We start from the raw sequence: 15071 nt of genomic DNA on the forward strand, positions 1-15071 counted from the left end.
GCCGTCATTGCGAGCGAAGCGAAGCAATCCAGAAGCCCTCCGCGGATACAGTCTGGATTGCTTCGTCGCACCAGTGCAAAATTGCTTCGCAATTTTGTCACGGGCTCCTCGCAATGACGGTGGAGTGACTTCCTAGAACAGGGCAACAAACTGATGTCCGTGACCACCCTCTCCTCCACCGGCCTCGCGCACCGGCAGCCGTCCTGGCTGGTGCGGCTGTTCGACTACAAGCCGTTCCTGATCGTGATGTGCCTGGCGCCCGCGATCGGCTTGCTCTCGGTGTTCCTCACCTATCCGCTCGGCCTCGGCATCTGGCTCGCCTTCACCGACACCACGATCGGGCGGCGCGGTATCTTCGTCGGCCTCGAGAATTTCCAGTATCTGCTCACCGATCCCTTGTGGTGGAACGCGGTGTTCTACAGCGTGGTCTATACGGGGATAGCGACCTTCGGGAAGTTCGCGCTCGGCTTCTGGCTCGCGTTGCTACTCAACAACCATTTTCCGTTCAAGAGCATCCTGCGTGCGATCATCCTGCTGCCCTGGATCGTGCCGACCGTGCTCTCGGCGCTGGCGTTCTGGTGGATCTACGATCCGCAGTTCTCGATCATCTCCTATCTTCTCGTCGACGTGCTGGGTTGGCGTTCGAGCAATATCGACTTCCTCGGCTCGCCATGGCCGGCACGCTTCTCGCTGATCGTCGCCAACATCTGGCGCGGCATCCCCTTCGTCGCGATCTCGCTGCTGGCGGGCCTGCAGACCATCTCGCCCTCGCTCTACGAGGCCGCGATGCTGGACGGGGCCAGCGCCTGGCAGCGCTTCCGCTACATCACCTTCCCGATGATGATGCCGATCCTCGCCATCGTCATGACCTTCTCGATCATCTTCACCTTCACCGACTTCCAGCTGGTCTACGCCATCACCCGCGGCGGGCCGGTCAACTCGACCCATCTGCTGGCGACGCTGGCGTTTCAGCGCGGTATTGCCGGCGGTGAGCTGGGCGAAGGTGCCGCGATCGCGGTGTCGATGATCCCGTTCCTGGTGTTCGCGACGCTGTTCTCTTACTTCGGCCTAGCGCGCCGCAAATGGCAGCAGGGAGAGAGCAATGACTGATACCGTCGCCCGAGCGGCTGTCGCCGACGCCAAGGCCGTACCCGACACCATGGCCTGGGATTCCGGGCTGCGGCGGCTGATGATGATCTATTTGCCGCTCGGCTGCTTCGTGCTGATCCTGCTGTTTCCGTTCTACTGGATGGCGATCACCTCGTTCAAGCCGAATGCGGAGCTGCTGAACTACAAGGCGCACAACCCGTTCTGGATCACGTCGCCGACGCTGGCGCACATCAAGCATCTGCTGTTCGACACCGCCTATCCGCGCTGGCTGTGGACGACGATGACGGTGGCGATCGGCTCGACCACGCTGTCCTTGATCGCGTCGACGCTCGCCGCCTATGCGATCGAACGCCTGCGCTTCCGAGGGAGCCCCTATGTCGGCCTCGGCATCTATCTCGCCTATCTCGTGCCGCCATCGATCCTGTTCATTCCGCTGGCCACCGTGATCGTGCAGTTCGGTCTCTTCGACTCACCTCTGGCCCTGATCCTGGTCTATCCGACCTTCCTGGTGCCGTTCTGCACCTGGCTCCTGATCGGCTATTTCAAGTCGATCCCCTACGAGCTCGAGGAATGCGCGCTGGTCGACGGCGCAACGCGCCTGCAGATCCTGCGGCGGATCACGCTGCCGCTGGCCGTGCCCGGGCTGATCTCGGCCGGCATCTTCTCCTTCACGCTGTCCTGGAACGAGTTCATCTATGCGCTCGCCTTCATCCAGAGCGGCGCCAACAAGACCGTGCCGGTCGCGATCCTGACCGAGCTCGTCACCGGCGACGTCTACCAGTGGGGCGCGCTGATGGCGGGATCGCTGCTGGGATCGCTGCCGGTTGCGATCTTCTACTCGCTGTTCGTCGATTACTACGTGTCCTCGCTGACGGGCGCGGTGAAGGAGTAGCCGGCCACCGCGGCGTTTGGCCCGGCTTCACAAAACTGCAACACGCGATCCGCATAAGACGTGCTCCGCCAACAGGAGACGCACATGCGCGCGACTTTTCTTGCCACCGTCGCAACGATCATTTTCACCGCGAGCCCCGCGCTCGCGCAGAGCGAAGGCGAATTCCCGGCCAAGCTTGCCGGCCACGCAGTGATGCCGGCCGCCACCTTCATCGACGCTCCCGCAGATGCCCCCGCCGATCTCAAGATTTCGGGCAAATACACCACCGGCAAGCGCGTCGACGCGCTCGGCACGGTGATGGGCAAGTCCTATGAACGTCCGACCGGCGTGTCGCTGCCGTTCAAGGGACAGCCGCTGCAGGGCCATTCCGGTATCAAGACCATGCCCGACGGCAGCTTCTGGGTCATCACCGACAACGGCATGGGCGCGCGCGCCAACTCGCCGGATTCGATGCTGTATCTCAACCGCTACAAGATGGACTGGGCCGGGGGCAAGATCGAGCGGCTGGAGACCATCTTCCTGCACGATCCCGACAAGAAGGTGCCCTTCCGCATCGTGCATGAAGACACGCAGAAGCGTTACCTCACCGGCTCCGATTTCGACACCGAAGGCTTCCAGATCATCGGCGACACCTTCTGGATCGGCGACGAGTTCGGCCCCTACATCCTGAAGGCCGACAAGACAGGCAAGATCCTCGGCGTGTTCGATACGGTCGCGGACGGCAAGCCGGTGCGCTCGCCGGACAATTGGGCGGTGGGGACGCCGGCCGCGCCGGGCGCGACCTACACCAACGTCAACCTCCGCCGCTCCAAGGGCTATGAGGGCTTTGCGTCGTCCAAGGACGGAAAATTCCTCTACGGCCTGCTCGAAGGACCGCTGTGGGACGCCGACAAGAAGGACTGGGAGAAGGTCGACGGCAAGGAAGCCGCCCGCATCCTCGAATTCGACGTCGCCGCGGAAAAATTCACCGGCCGCCACTGGCAGTATGTGTTCGAGCAGAACGGCAACGCCATCGGCGATTTCAACATGATCGATCAGGCCTCCGGCCTGATCATCGAGCGCGACAATGGCGAAGGCACCGCCGACAAGGCCTGTCCGCAAGGCCAGCGCGGCGAGAACTGCTTTCCTGACCTTGCCAAGTTCAAGCGCATCTACAAGATCGAGCTGACCGACGCCAATGTCGGCAAGCCCGTGCGCAAGATCGGCTATATCGACCTGATGAAGATCAGGGATCCCGACAAGAAGGCGAAGAAGCCGCTCAACGACGGCGTCTACACCTTCCCGTTCTTTACCATCGAGAACGTCGATCGCGTCGACGATGTCCACATCATCGTCGGCAACGACAACAATCTGCCGTTCTCCTCCAGCCGCGATCCCAACAAGGCCGACGACGACGAGTTCATGCTGCTCGAAGTCGCGGATTTCCTGAAGGCGAAGTGAGCCTGTGTCAGCTCCTCTCCCGCTTGGCGCGGGGGAGGAGCTCCTTCATCTCCCGAAGATCACCGGGATGTTGATAGGAACCGTTGAATATGTGATCTCGGGCGGCATTGCCGGAAATGGTTGGGCCTGACGCATCATCGCTGCGGCCTGGGCGTCAAGCGCCGCAACACCCGACGATCCGCTAACTCGGCTGGACAGGACCTGGCCGCCGCGGCCGAGCGTGAAGCTCAGCCTGACGACACCTTTCTGACCATTCGCACCGGCCGGATACTGATGAAAGCGCATCAGATGCGCGCGGACGCGCTGGTAATAGGTCGCCATCGCGGATGCGACGGCACCAGCACTCACCGCCGAGGCAAGCGGAGCTTCGCGCTCCGCACGCGGCGGTGCGCTGGTGCGGGGCGCTGGGGGCGCCTCCGACGGCTTCCGGGCATCGGGGCGCACCACCTTGGGCTTGGCCGGCGCCGGCTTCTCGACGGGCACGACTTTCGCGGGCTCGGGCTTCGGCGGAGCTGGCTCGAGCTTCTGCTCCGGCGGCGCAACCACATCCGGCTTTTCCTGCGGCGGCGTCGGCGGAATCATGTCTTCGACGGCCTGCTGTTGCACCGGCTCCGGCGGCGAGGCGTCCGCCTGCTGCATCACCGGTCCGGGCGCGATATCGAGCGGTGTTGCCTGCGGTGCCGACGTCTCCGGCGTCATATCGACGAGGACGGCCGGCATGTTGACGCCCTCGTCCGGCACGTGTTTCAGCCAGTTCATCGCGAGCATTGCGGCCGCGATGTGCAACGCCACGATCGCCGCCGCCGAAGCGCCCCAGCGCGCGCCCTCACGCTCGCCGAGCGGCTCATGCAGGGCGAAGGCGTTCGCGGTCATCAGTTGCGTCCGTCGAGGCCGACCAGCGCGACCTTGAGATAGCCGGCGTTGCGCAGGGCGTTCATCACCTCCATCAGGTCTCCATAGGAGACGGCCTTGTCGGCGCGCAGATAGATGCGTTCATCCTTGCGGCCCTTGGTGGCCGCATCGAGCGCCGTGACGAGGCCTTCGCGTGCCATTGTCTCCTCACCGACGGCCACGGTGAGATCCGGCTTCACCGTCACGAAGGTCGGCTTGTCCGGCCGCGGCGCCGGCTCGGCGGCGGTGGCGGGCAGCTCAACGCCGATATCGACGGTTGCGAGTGGGGCTGCCACCATGAAGATGATCAGCAGCACCAGCATCACGTCGATGAACGGCGTGACGTTGATCTCGTGGGTGACGTCGAGATCGCTCGCGTCGCCGCGCGAGCCGAGCCTCGATGCGCCGAGCTTTGCTGCCATGGCCCTACTCCGCCGCCCGCGCCAGACGGAATTCCCGGTGGTCGCGCTGCCGGCTGACCAGCAGCATGAGCTGCGCCGAGGCGTCGCCGAGCAGCGCGCGATAATTGGCGATGCCTCGGACGAGGTGATTGTAGATCACGACCGCGGGGATTGCGGCGACGAGACCAAGCGCGGTGGCGAGCAGCGCTTCGGCGATGCCAGGCGCGACCACCGCGAGGCTGGTGGTGTGGCTCTCGGAGATGCCGATGAAGGCGTTCATGATGCCCCAGACCGTGCCGAACAGGCCGACGAAGGGCGCGGTGGCGCCGATGGTGGCGAGCACGCCGGTGCCGCGCGCGATCTGCCGTGACATCGCAGCCTCCACCCGCTCCAGCCGCAGCGCAACGCGCTCCTGAAGACCATCGTCGAGCACGCCGCCGGACAGCTCCGCCTCCTTCGCGCAGGACTGGATGAGCTGGGCGACCGCATCATGCGCATCGCCGGCCCGTTCGGCCGCCTCTGTCAGCTTGATATTGCCCTCGAGCGCGCGCGTCCGGCGCAAGGCAAGCGCGCCCTTGCGGCGCAGCTCGATGCTCTTGGCCAGCCACACCGTCCATGTCATCAGCGAGGCGACGGCCAATCCCACCATCACAGTCTTCACGACGATGTCGGCACCGAGGAACATGCCCCAGGGCGACAGATTGCGCGGCAACAGCGCCTCGTCGATCGCGAAGGCCGGCGCCGGCGCGAGCGCCAGTGCGATTGTCATGACCACATGCCGAAGCCAAAGATTGCCCTGCATCCTGATCTCCCGACAGATAGAGAAAGCTAAGTGGCCGGCTTTGCCGCAAGACGGTCCGCGAGTTGCCGAAACCGCGCCAGTTGATCCGCACGCAGCGCCCGCGTTTCGTCGCGGCCGACGAAAACCTTGAACATGATGCCGCCGTCGGCGTTCACGAAGGCGACGAAGGCCGAAGTCTTCCCCATGAACGGCCGCTCGACGAAGGCAACGGCCGCACAGCGCTCGTGGCGAAGATGTCCGTGCAGTCCTTTCGGCTGCATCAGGTTGAAATAGCCGCGGCCGATCTCGCCCGCGGGAATGCTGCCAGTGAACTCGAATATCGCATCGTCCGTATGCACGATCAGCGTGACCTCGCCCCATTCGGCGATGTCCCGCATGGCGGTGGCGAAATGCTCGCCGCTGCCGATGCGCACCATGGAGGACGGCAGCGCCTCGATCACCGCGCGCGGGCTGACGTTGCGCTCGCGCGCAACGTCCTCGATCACCGCACCGGGATTGTCGGCCATATGCGCCTTGAGATCGCCGAGATCGGTGCTCAGCATGTCCGGCTCCCTATCGTGATCAGCCGCGATCTAAGCGGCCGCGTTCGTCTTGCGCTCGGTCAGGATGACCTCGAAGCCCTCGAACTTGGGATGGCCGAGATAGAGGCTTTCGCCGGTCTTGTTGTCGGCGCGGGCATGTGCGCGGCGGAATTCCTCCGAGCGCGTCCAAGCCTCGAAAGCTGCCTTGTCGACCCACACTGTGTGCGAGGAGTACAGCGTGTGATCCTCGAGCACCGGCCCCTTGAGCAAATGGAATTCAACGAAGCCGGCCATGCTGCCGAGATATGACTCCCGGGTGCGCCAGACGGTCTCGAAGGCGGCTTCCGAGCCGAGCTTCACCTGAAAGCGATTCATTGCGATGAACATTCGATTTTTCTCCTGTGTCTTGTAAATCGGCGATTGCCGGTCGGATATTCTGGAACGTACAGAAGCCACGCTGAGACATCAGCGTGGTTCTGGAGATCAGCGGGGCATTCCCGCAGAGGACATCGGGTCCCCTGTTTAGGTACCGCCAAAGTGGTACTTGAGGCCTCCCTTGATCACGAGCCCGGCACCGGCGCTCGCCCACTTCACGTCGTTTTGCGTATCACCCGTGCTGCCGACCGGAATGGCGTAGGGCCGATAGTACTGATTGAGAAGATTTTCGACCGAGAAGTTGAGCGTGAGATCGGGCGTTGGCTGATACTGCGCATAGAAATTCACGAGCTCGTACGAGGTAGCCGGTGTGTAGGTCCGGGGAATGTCGTAGTTCGCAAGTACCGACGTCCACATCACCGACAGAACCAGGGTTCGGTCGAGCAGGCGGACGCCCGCAGTCGTGGTGACCTTCTGCGGCGGGATGCTGTAGAGGCCAAACCCGGTCTGCAGGTTCTTGCCAGTCTGGTAGGTGCCCGACAGGCCGAAGAACCAGAGGTTGGCGTCGTACATCGCCTCGGCCTCCACACCCTGGATGCGCGCCGAGGCGATGTTCTGATATTGCAGAAACGGCAACACCGTGATGCTGGGCGCCGGCGGCGGCCCGGTCGGCACCACGAGCGGATTTCCGTAGGCGACCTGATCGATGAAGTCGCTGACGTCGTTGCGGAAGACGTTGATCTTGCCGCGCAGCGTGTCGCCCGACGTGAAGAGATCGTTCTTCTTGATGTTGAAGCCGATTTCCTTGTTCTTGCCGACCTCAGCTCGCAGGTTTGGATTCGGCACGAAGCAGAAGGTCGAATCCGCGCCCGGCCCCGGCGTGCCCGACGGACAGCGGAAGAACGAATCGTTGACCGTCGCGCCGGAATGCGGTCCGCTGACCAGCGTTTCCGTGATCGAGGGCGCACGATAGCCTTCGGCGTAGCTGGCATAAGGGGTCACGACCGCGGTCGGAACCAGGGCGACCGTGATCTTTGGCGACAGGCGATCGCCGCCCGACGACGAGGTTGCAGAGGAAAGCTGATAATTGTCGTAGCGCAAGGCGCCGATCACCTCGAGCATCGAGGTGTAATTTGCCTTCCACTGCACGAAGCCGCCGGAGACAGTGCGCTGGCCGCCAGGCGTGGTGACTTCGGCGGTGCCTGTCCTGTCCCGCGTGGAGACCTTGTCCTGGAAAGCGTCCAGGCCATACGTCACCGCGTGGCGCCAGCTTCCGGTGTCGAACCGCGTCGTGTTGTGCACGTCGATACCGATCGTATCGAGCAGATATCCGCGGTTGCTGCCGATGCAACCGGACACGGGATTTCCGGGCACGCCGCCGCAATAGACGGACGGGGTGGCGCTGGTGTGTCTCGTCTTGATCTGATCGTTCTCGGTACGATTCCAGTAGATCTTCGCATCCCAGTCGAACCATTGATCGTCCGGCTGCGAGTATTTCCAGCCGAGCGTCGTGGTGTAGTTCTTCACATTGGATGCGTAGATCGACGTTCCGTTCAGATTGTTGGTGCCGTTCGCATTGGTCGAATTGGGATCGCCGGCGCGCCGCGGCGGCTGGCCCAGGCTGTAGATGTCTTCCTGGAAGATGGCGCCGAGCTTGACCTCGTGGCCGTCTGCCGGCCGTACCGTCAGCTTCGCGATGCCGCTGCTGAGCCGATTGCCGGTGTTGGCGACCTCGAAACCGGTGCCGTCCTTGTAATTCTCCTGCGTGGAGTAGGTGCCGCCCGCGAACACGTCGACATTCGGGTTGACGTGAACGCCGCCGAAGGCCGAGCCGAGCGCGCGGCCATAATTGCTGCCAAGGATAGTCTTGACGTCAACACCCCAGCGCTCGCCCACGCGGACGACGTCCTCGATGTCCTTGGTCCGGAACGATGCCACGCCGCCGATCGCGCCCGAGCCGTAGATATTGGCGGTCGGACCTCGTACGATGTCGATGCCGCTGATCAGTTCGGGGTTGAGGAAGAAGGACCTGTTGGCGAAGTGGCCCGTGCGCTGGTAATTCTGCCGCGCGCCATCGACGATGACCGCGACGCGGCCGAAATCCTGCAGGCCGCGGATATTGATCGAAGTCGATGGTTCATCTCCGCGATTCTGAACCCACACGCCCGGCACATTATAGATGAGATCGCCGACCGTGCTGGCCTGGCGCCCCTCGATCTGCGCCGAGGTCACGACGCTGACCGGTGCCAACGCATCCACGGCGCGCTCCTCGGTCTTCGTTGCCGCGACAGTAATCGCATCGAGCGTTTGCACGGGCGCTACGCCCCCGGCCTGCGCTCTGGCGTTCATCGCCTCAGGCGTTGCCTGCTGGGCAACAAGCTGCGGCTTGGCCTGCTTGCGCTTCGCCTGCTTCGGCCGCTCCGAGGACGCGCTTTCAGTCTGCGGCTCGACGGTCTGCGCAACACCGCGCTCCGCCGTCATCGCCGCGATTGTCACCACCGACGCGCCCAAAATCAGGACGCGCGAATACCTAGCCCCGTCAGCCATATCAGCCCCAGCCTGCACTTCACTTCTAAATTTGGCGTCTTTGGCTGGCGTGCGTTCGCAACGCGAACGGCTGGCTGGCTAATTTCTCAAGTCTCGGGACAAGTTCCCCGCCGCCATAATTGGTTACGTGGCAACACTCTGACGGTCAATGACATCAGGTTACAGTTTATATCGATTGTAAATTGCAGCCGTTGGAATGCGCTTCGTGCCGCTTATACAAACAAGCAGCACTCCAGGATTTAGAAAGCGCATCACACCTCACATGTCAGCAATGTCCGGAGACGGCAACGGCGGCGCGGCAGAGTCGGCAGGAAGCCCTTCTGCGACAACGAGAACCCTCACCATGCGGGGGACCCGGATCGACAGCCGCGAGCTGTTTGCGGCCGAGCGCGAGATCATCATCGCGCATGGTGAGGACAGTTACCGGCTTCGCCTGACCTCGCAGAACAAGCTGATCCTGACGAAATAATCCGTAATGACACTTTGTCGCACCATCGCCAACCTCCTGCTTTCCAGCGGAATCGCGCTCGGGTCTCCCGCGCACGCCGCCGGCATCACAGTGCATGACGCGCGCAATCGCGACGTCGCCGTGACCGATTTCGCACGCACGGTCTCGATCGGCGGCGCCATCACCGAGATCCTCTATGCCCTCGGGCTCGAGAACCGGTTGGTCGGCGTCGACACAACGAGCCTTTATCCGCCAGCGGCGCTGCACGACAAACCCAATGTCGGCTACATGCGCCAGATCTCTGCCGAAGGCGTGCTGGGTCTCAATCCCACCCTGATCCTGGCGATCCAGGGCTCGGGTCCGCGCGAGACCATGGAGATCCTGGAAACCGCGAAAGTGCCGTTGGTGCTGGTGCCCGAGACCTTCACCGAGGACGGCTTGATCGAGAAAATAAAGCTCGTCGGCCATGCCATGGGCGTCGACGCACGCGCCGAGTGCCTGAGCGCCGCGGTCGGCGCCGATCTCGCGCAACTCCGAAGGCTGCGCGCCAAGGTGACCAGGCCGGTGCGCGTGATGTTCGTGATGTCGCTCCAGAACGGGCGGGCCATGGTGGCCGGCCGGAAGACAGCGGCCGACGAAATCATCCAGCTCGCCGGCGCCGCCAACGCCGTCGACGATTTCGACGGCTACAAGATCATTGGCGACGAGGCGATCGCGGCGGCAAGACCCGAATTCGCGCTGTCGATCGAACGCGGCAAGGACTCGCTGCAGGCCGACGCGATCTATGCCCATCCCGGCTTTGCGCTGACACCGGTCGCGGCCAACAAGAGCTTCATCACGATGGATGGGCTCTATCTGCTCGGCTTCGGCCCCCGGACGGCGGCGGCGGCGCGCGATCTGTCCGTAAGACTCTATCCGGCCTTGGCCGGACCGGGCGATGCGTTCACGTCGGCGCTTTCGGCGGCGAATTGCCGGCAATGAGCGTGGCGATCGGCACCGAAGCGCGCAGCCCGGAACGACGCGCCAGCGCAAGACGACGGTCCGCATCGTTCGCAATTCCGCTCCTGATCGCCGTGCTCGCGGTCACCGCGGTCGTCGCGCTGACCCTCGGCGCCGCCGGCATCCCCCTCTCCCGCCTGCCTGCCGCACTCGGGCTATCAGGCGAGAGCACGGCCATGACGAGCCGCGACCAGCTCGTGCTGTGGTCGATCCGCATTCCCCGGATCGCGGCGGCAGCAATGGTCGGCGGCCTGCTCGCTGCGGCCGGTGCGATCATGCAGGGACTGTTTCGCAACCCGCTGGCCGATCCCGCGCTGGTCGGCGTCTCCAGCGGCGGCGCGCTCGCAGCCGCAAGCGCGATCGTCTTCACCGATTCGCGCTTCGGCGAGACGCTTCGCTTTCTCCAGACCGAGCTGCTGCCGCTCGCGGCATTCGCCGGATCCCTGGCCACGACCGTCATCCTCTACGGCATATCGAGCCGATCGGGCCGCACCTCGATCGCGATCTTCCTGCTTGCCGGCGTCGCCATCACCGCCATCGCCAATGCCGGCATCGGGCTGCTGGTGTTCGTCGCCGATGACCGCCAGCTCCGCGACATCACGTTCTGGCTGCTGGGCTCGATGAGCGGCGCGACCTGGACCAAGGCCGCCGTGCTCGCGCCGATCCTCATCATCGGACTTGCCGCCTGTGCCTTCGTCGCACGCGGTCTCGATCTCCTGGTGCTCGGCGAGGCCGATGCCTTTCACGGTGGGGTCGATGTCGAGCGTCTCAAGCGGATCTCGATCGTCATGGTCTCCGCCATGACCGGCGTCGCGGTGTCGATCAGCGGCGTCATCGGCTTCGTCGGCATCGTCGTGCCGCATCTGCTCCGCCTCGTCATTGGACCGACACACCGGCTGCTATTGCCGGCTTCGATCCTCCTCGGCGCGATCCTGATGGTTGGCGCCGACACGCTGGCGCGCACGATCGTGGCGCCGGCGGAGATGCCGATCGGCATCCTGACCGCGGCGGTCGGCGCACCGGTCTTCCTCGCCATCCTGCTGCGGCAGCGCGGCCTCGCCTCGCTATGAGTGCCGTGATCGAGGCGCGATCCCTCAGCAAGCGCGCCGGCCGCGCGACGCTGCTCGATGGCGTCGGCCTGACGGTTGCGGCCGGCGAGATGGTCGCCATCATCGGCCCGAACGGCGCCGGCAAATCGACGCTGCTGCGGCTGCTCTCCGGCGATCTCCGGCCGAATGCAGGCGAGGTCCGGCTGAAGCAGCGCGACATCGGCAGCTTCACGCCGCGCGAGCTCGCCGCGCGCCGCGCGATGCTGTCCCAGCACATCAACGTCACCTTTCCCTTCACGGTCGAGGAAATCGTGCTGATGGGCGCGGGCGAGCGCAGCGCGCGTGAAGCAGGCTTGCTCGTCGATGCGGCCCTGGACGAGGTTGGCTTATCGCATTTCCGCGAACGGCAGTTGCCGACGCTGTCAGGCGGCGAGCAGCAGCGCACCCATTTCGCCCGCGTCCTGGTGCAGCTCGCCTGCGGCGAAGCCGAGCATGGCCCCGGACTTCTGTTGCTGGACGAGCCGACCTCGAGCCTCGATCTGCGTCACCAGATCGACCTCGTCGAAGCGGCGCGCCGGCGCGCCGCCGGCGGCACGGCGGTAATCGCGATCCTGCACGACCTCAATCTCGCAATCCGCTTCGCCGACCGGCTCGTCGTGCTGGCCGGCGGCAAGCTCGCCGCCGACGGCTCGCGCGTGGATGTCGTCACGCGCGAGATCATCCGCGACATCTTCGAAATCGACGCCGTGGTGCACCGGGACGGCGACGGCGTGCCGTACGTGCTGCCTCAGTCGATGCGGGCGGCCGTACCGCCGCGGTGAAACGTGCTCCCCGTATGCGCAGGGCTATGGCTCTCGGTAACAGCCGAGTGCACGCCTCGTCCTTCGAGACGCGAGCAAGAGTGGGAGCGCACTCATTTGTGGCGAGCAACCTACCCCGCCGGCACGATCACCATGCCCTTGTCCTTCGGCCAGCGGACGCGCCAGGCGAAGTTGATGTCGCGGACCTCGCCGGGCTTGGCGTCGAACGACCATTCCAGCACTCCTCGCTTGTCACGGATATCCTTGGCCGTGGGGGGTGTGGTCGCGGGCAGCATCTCGACGACGATGTCCTCGCTCTCGCTGACCGGCAACTGGTCCTCGATCGCGACCTTGATCGGGAAATCATGCCCGTTGCGGATGGTGGTCTTGAACGAACGCTCGTCGGTCTTGGACGTCGTGACCAGCAGGCCGGCCGAGCCTTCGTTGCGCTTGAGCACGGCGCGCTCGATTTTGATCTTGTCGTCGGCGCCGAAGCCGAGCCGCACGATGTCGTCCTTGGCAGAGGCCGAGATCTTGCCGCGTCCGACAAAGACGCCGTCGCGGTAGATCGCGACTTTGCCGGGCAGCAAGGTCGTGTCATCCGTCTGCTTGAAGCTGGCTTCGAGGAAAGCGGTCGGGTCCAACACCGGCGCGGCGCGCGCAGCGAGATCGGCCGGCACGGTCATTGCCGCGATGCGCAGGCTCTTGGCGCCCTCGGCAGCGCCGAGGCTGACGCGCCCCGGAATTCTGAAGGTGGCCTGGAAGTCGCCGATCTCGGCGACTGCCTGCTGCTCCTCGGCGCGTTCGCGCGGTTCGGCCGACTCTGCAACCTTGGCCATCGCGGGCGATTGTGCCTGACGAGTCATAGGCGCGGGCCGCGCCATATCGGAGGCCGCGCCGAGCGCCATTGGTCTCTGCGGTTGCGGATACTGCGCCACGAGCGAGCCCAGCTCCGGCGCGCTGCCGCCGCGGCTGATGCGAACCGTGGAGACGCCGAGCGTGACGTTGGACCAGTCCTCGCCGGTCGATTGCGTGATCTCGGCGCGGCGGACCAGCTCCAGTTGCGGCTTGCGGTCCTTGGCGCCGGTATCGAGCCGGGCGTCGTAGAGCGGCAGCCAGCGCGCATTGCGCACATTGTAGGTGACCCGCAACGTCGCCTTGGTCGCGGCCGGCGCGGCAATGTCCATGCGAACCTCGAGCTTGCTCGCCGGCTTGGCCTTGCGCTCGACTTCGAGTTGGGCGATCTGACGATCGATCTCGCGCAATTTGCGCGTCGCATCACGGATGGCCGTATCGGCGCTCGCAATTTCCTCGCCGACCGCCGCAAACGCCGTGCGCCATTCGGCGATCGGCCGCGCCTCGCCCTTCTCGCCGATGCCCACGGGGGCGGCTTCCGCAAAGTGCTCCGCGAACTTACGGCGGGCGTTGGCCGAGTCGATCGCGCCTTGCAGGTCGGCGCGCTGGTCGTTCAGAGCTTCGATCCGTTTTTCCAGCTCGGGCAGGTTGACCGGCGCCGCGCGCGGCGCCCGCGCGTCGATTGTGCCGATGACGAGCTTGGCTCCGCCTTCACCCTCGACCCGGATCGAGGACGTATCGAGGGTGAGCGGAAAATCCTTGGCGACGAGGGTCGAGTCCCCGGACGGCAGGTCGACCGTGATGATGCGGCTGACGGTGGCGCCATCGGGATAGACGGTGACGGTATCGATCGCCGAACTGGTGGCCAATTCTGCGGCCCATGACGGCGATGCCGTCGCCATGGTGACCAGAACCAGGCTCGTCGTCGCCAAACATCTTGCGGTGATGCGCATAAAGTCCCTCCTGCCGGTATCGCCGCGCCGCCAGCCGGACGCACGCGATCAAATGCCTCGCCAACATGGTTGGACGCGGCAGGGAAGGAACTGGTTCGATTGGGGTTTCCGTGGGGCACCGCTGCGGCGGCACCAAGGCCGCAGAACGTACGACGATCCCGCGGCGGCCTCACGCCTGGGTCGGCGAGCCCTGGCCGAAGATGCGCCGCAGCAGATCGGTCACGTTCTTCGCACCAGCCTTCTTCAGGATGCCGGCGCGGTAGCCTTCGACCGTCCGCGCGCTCAGATGCATACGGCGGGCGATCTCCTTGTTGGTCAGGCCGGCGGCAAGGTGCTCGAGCACGTCGACTTCGCGCGCTGTCAACGGCTCGCAGCCGGACAGCCAGCGCTGCCGGCTCGCGCCGGGCTGCATGAATTCGTCGATGGCGGCGTCGATCCGGCCGACGATGTCGTGGGTGCGGAATGGCTTCTCGATGAAGTCGGCCGCGCCGCTCTTGATGGCGTCGACCGCCATGGCGATGCTGCCGTTCGCCGAGGTCACCAGCACCGGCGCCATGCAGTTTTCCTCACGCAGGCGCCTGAGCATGTCGAGGCCGGAGCGATCGGGCAGCAGCTCCATCAGCACGCAGGCCGGCATCCGCGCCTTTGCCTCGGATAACAGAGATGCACCGTCAGCGAAGCAGATCACCTCATAGGCGCTCTGCTGGAGCGCAGCCGAAAGTTGTTCGCGGGAGGCCGCGTCGGTGTCGATGACGAATACCTCACCCTTGGAAAGCGTGTTTCCCGGCATAATCCCGATCCAGCAATGTCTTGGTCAAATAGTCCGAGACGGCAGCGGGCCCCGTCGCCCAGCCGCACCGTCGTGAGCACGGCATTCACGCCAGTGCTTCGGTTTCCCTTATGTATGTTCGGCCCGGTTCCTTGATTTGACGGATGGAGACAAAAACTTTACATTTCGGGACATCTGCGGGAATGGCTGGCAGGAACG

The 15071-nt window shown here is 64.6% G+C and carries 15 protein-coding genes; 7 read left to right on the forward strand and 8 right to left on the reverse strand.

Going from position 1 to position 15071, the window contains the following annotated elements:
- Positions 1–153 precede the first annotated feature (153 nt).
- The 3 genes from ACFDR6_RS00280 to ACFDR6_RS00290 all read left to right on the forward strand — a co-directional run bounded on the left by ACFDR6_RS00280 (position 154) and on the right by ACFDR6_RS00290 (position 3442).
- Positions 154–1110: a carbohydrate ABC transporter permease gene (locus ACFDR6_RS00280; RefSeq protein ID WP_317241035.1), complete on the forward strand. Its 957-nt coding sequence runs from the start codon at positions 154–156 to the stop codon at positions 1108–1110.
- A complete protein-coding gene (locus ACFDR6_RS00285; RefSeq protein WP_375848412.1) occupies positions 1103–2002 on the forward strand; it encodes a carbohydrate ABC transporter permease in 900 nt (299 codons plus the stop codon). Before ACFDR6_RS00280 ends, ACFDR6_RS00285 begins: the two co-directional genes overlap by 8 nt.
- An 84-nt stretch (positions 2003–2086) precedes the next feature.
- Positions 2087–3442: an esterase-like activity of phytase family protein gene (locus ACFDR6_RS00290; RefSeq protein WP_375857001.1), complete on the forward strand. Its 1356-nt coding sequence runs from the start codon at positions 2087–2089 to the stop codon at positions 3440–3442.
- A gap of 45 nt (positions 3443–3487) precedes the next feature.
- Here ACFDR6_RS00290 and ACFDR6_RS00295 read toward each other — a convergent pair whose 3' ends face one another.
- From ACFDR6_RS00295 to ACFDR6_RS00320, 6 genes are all read right to left on the reverse strand, one after another.
- The gene (locus tag ACFDR6_RS00295) at positions 3488–4315 is read right to left on the reverse strand and encodes a TonB family protein (protein WP_375857003.1); all 828 of its coding nucleotides are present in this window, start codon (positions 4313–4315) and stop codon (positions 3488–3490) included.
- Positions 4315–4755, reverse strand: coding sequence for a TonB system transport protein ExbD (exbD, locus tag ACFDR6_RS00300; protein WP_375857005.1), 441 nt, complete (start codon positions 4753–4755; stop codon positions 4315–4317). The genes ACFDR6_RS00295 and exbD overlap by 1 nt, the downstream gene beginning before the upstream one ends.
- A 4-nt stretch (positions 4756–4759) precedes the next feature.
- The gene (exbB, locus tag ACFDR6_RS00305) at positions 4760–5536 is read right to left on the reverse strand and encodes a tonB-system energizer ExbB (RefSeq protein WP_212088280.1); all 777 of its coding nucleotides are present in this window, start codon (positions 5534–5536) and stop codon (positions 4760–4762) included.
- Between the two features lie 26 nt (positions 5537–5562).
- Positions 5563–6078 (reverse strand): heme utilization cystosolic carrier protein HutX, encoded by a 516-nt coding sequence (gene hutX, locus ACFDR6_RS00310; protein ID WP_375857008.1) that lies wholly within the window; start codon positions 6076–6078, stop codon positions 5563–5565.
- Between the two features lie 30 nt (positions 6079–6108).
- Complete coding sequence (hmuQ, locus tag ACFDR6_RS00315; protein ID WP_008546138.1) at positions 6109–6444, reverse strand: heme-degrading protein HmuQ; 336 nt, start codon at positions 6442–6444, stop codon at positions 6109–6111.
- A 135-nt stretch (positions 6445–6579) separates the two neighbouring features.
- Positions 6580–8979, reverse strand: coding sequence for a TonB-dependent hemoglobin/transferrin/lactoferrin family receptor (locus ACFDR6_RS00320; protein WP_375857010.1), 2400 nt, complete (start codon positions 8977–8979; stop codon positions 6580–6582).
- Positions 8980–9241: 262 nt separating this feature from the next.
- Here ACFDR6_RS00320 and ACFDR6_RS00325 point away from each other — a divergent pair, with 262 nt between their 5' ends.
- Genes ACFDR6_RS00325 through ACFDR6_RS00340 form a run of 4 tightly spaced genes read left to right on the forward strand, consistent with a single transcriptional unit; the run spans position 9242 to position 12296 of the window.
- Complete coding sequence (locus ACFDR6_RS00325; RefSeq protein WP_375848405.1) at positions 9242–9448, forward strand: hemin uptake protein HemP; 207 nt, start codon at positions 9242–9244, stop codon at positions 9446–9448.
- Positions 9449–9454: 6 nt separating this feature from the next.
- Positions 9455–10408 carry a heme/hemin ABC transporter substrate-binding protein gene (locus tag ACFDR6_RS00330; RefSeq protein WP_212088274.1) on the forward strand — a complete coding sequence of 318 codons (954 nt, stop codon included), beginning with the start codon at positions 9455–9457 and terminating at the stop codon, positions 10406–10408.
- On the forward strand, positions 10405–11496 hold the full coding sequence (locus tag ACFDR6_RS00335; RefSeq protein ID WP_375857012.1) for a FecCD family ABC transporter permease: 1092 nt from the start codon (positions 10405–10407) through the stop codon (positions 11494–11496). Before ACFDR6_RS00330 ends, ACFDR6_RS00335 begins: the two co-directional genes overlap by 4 nt.
- Complete coding sequence (locus ACFDR6_RS00340; RefSeq protein ID WP_375857014.1) at positions 11493–12296, forward strand: heme ABC transporter ATP-binding protein; 804 nt, start codon at positions 11493–11495, stop codon at positions 12294–12296. The genes ACFDR6_RS00335 and ACFDR6_RS00340 overlap by 4 nt, the downstream gene beginning before the upstream one ends.
- A 110-nt stretch (positions 12297–12406) precedes the next feature.
- Here ACFDR6_RS00340 and ACFDR6_RS00345 read toward each other — a convergent pair whose 3' ends face one another.
- Both ACFDR6_RS00345 and ACFDR6_RS00350 read right to left on the reverse strand, forming a co-directional pair.
- Positions 12407–14083, reverse strand: a complete 1677-nt coding sequence (locus tag ACFDR6_RS00345; protein ID WP_375857016.1) for a mucoidy inhibitor MuiA family protein — start codon at positions 14081–14083, stop codon at positions 12407–12409.
- A gap of 169 nt (positions 14084–14252) precedes the next feature.
- Positions 14253–14873, reverse strand: coding sequence for a response regulator transcription factor (locus ACFDR6_RS00350; RefSeq protein ID WP_375857018.1), 621 nt, complete (start codon positions 14871–14873; stop codon positions 14253–14255).
- Between the last annotated feature and the right edge of the window lie 198 nt (positions 14874–15071).

The sequence above is a fragment of the Bradyrhizobium tunisiense genome (genome assembly GCF_042263385.1).
GTDB lineage: Bacteria > Pseudomonadota > Alphaproteobacteria > Rhizobiales > Xanthobacteraceae > Bradyrhizobium > Bradyrhizobium tunisiense.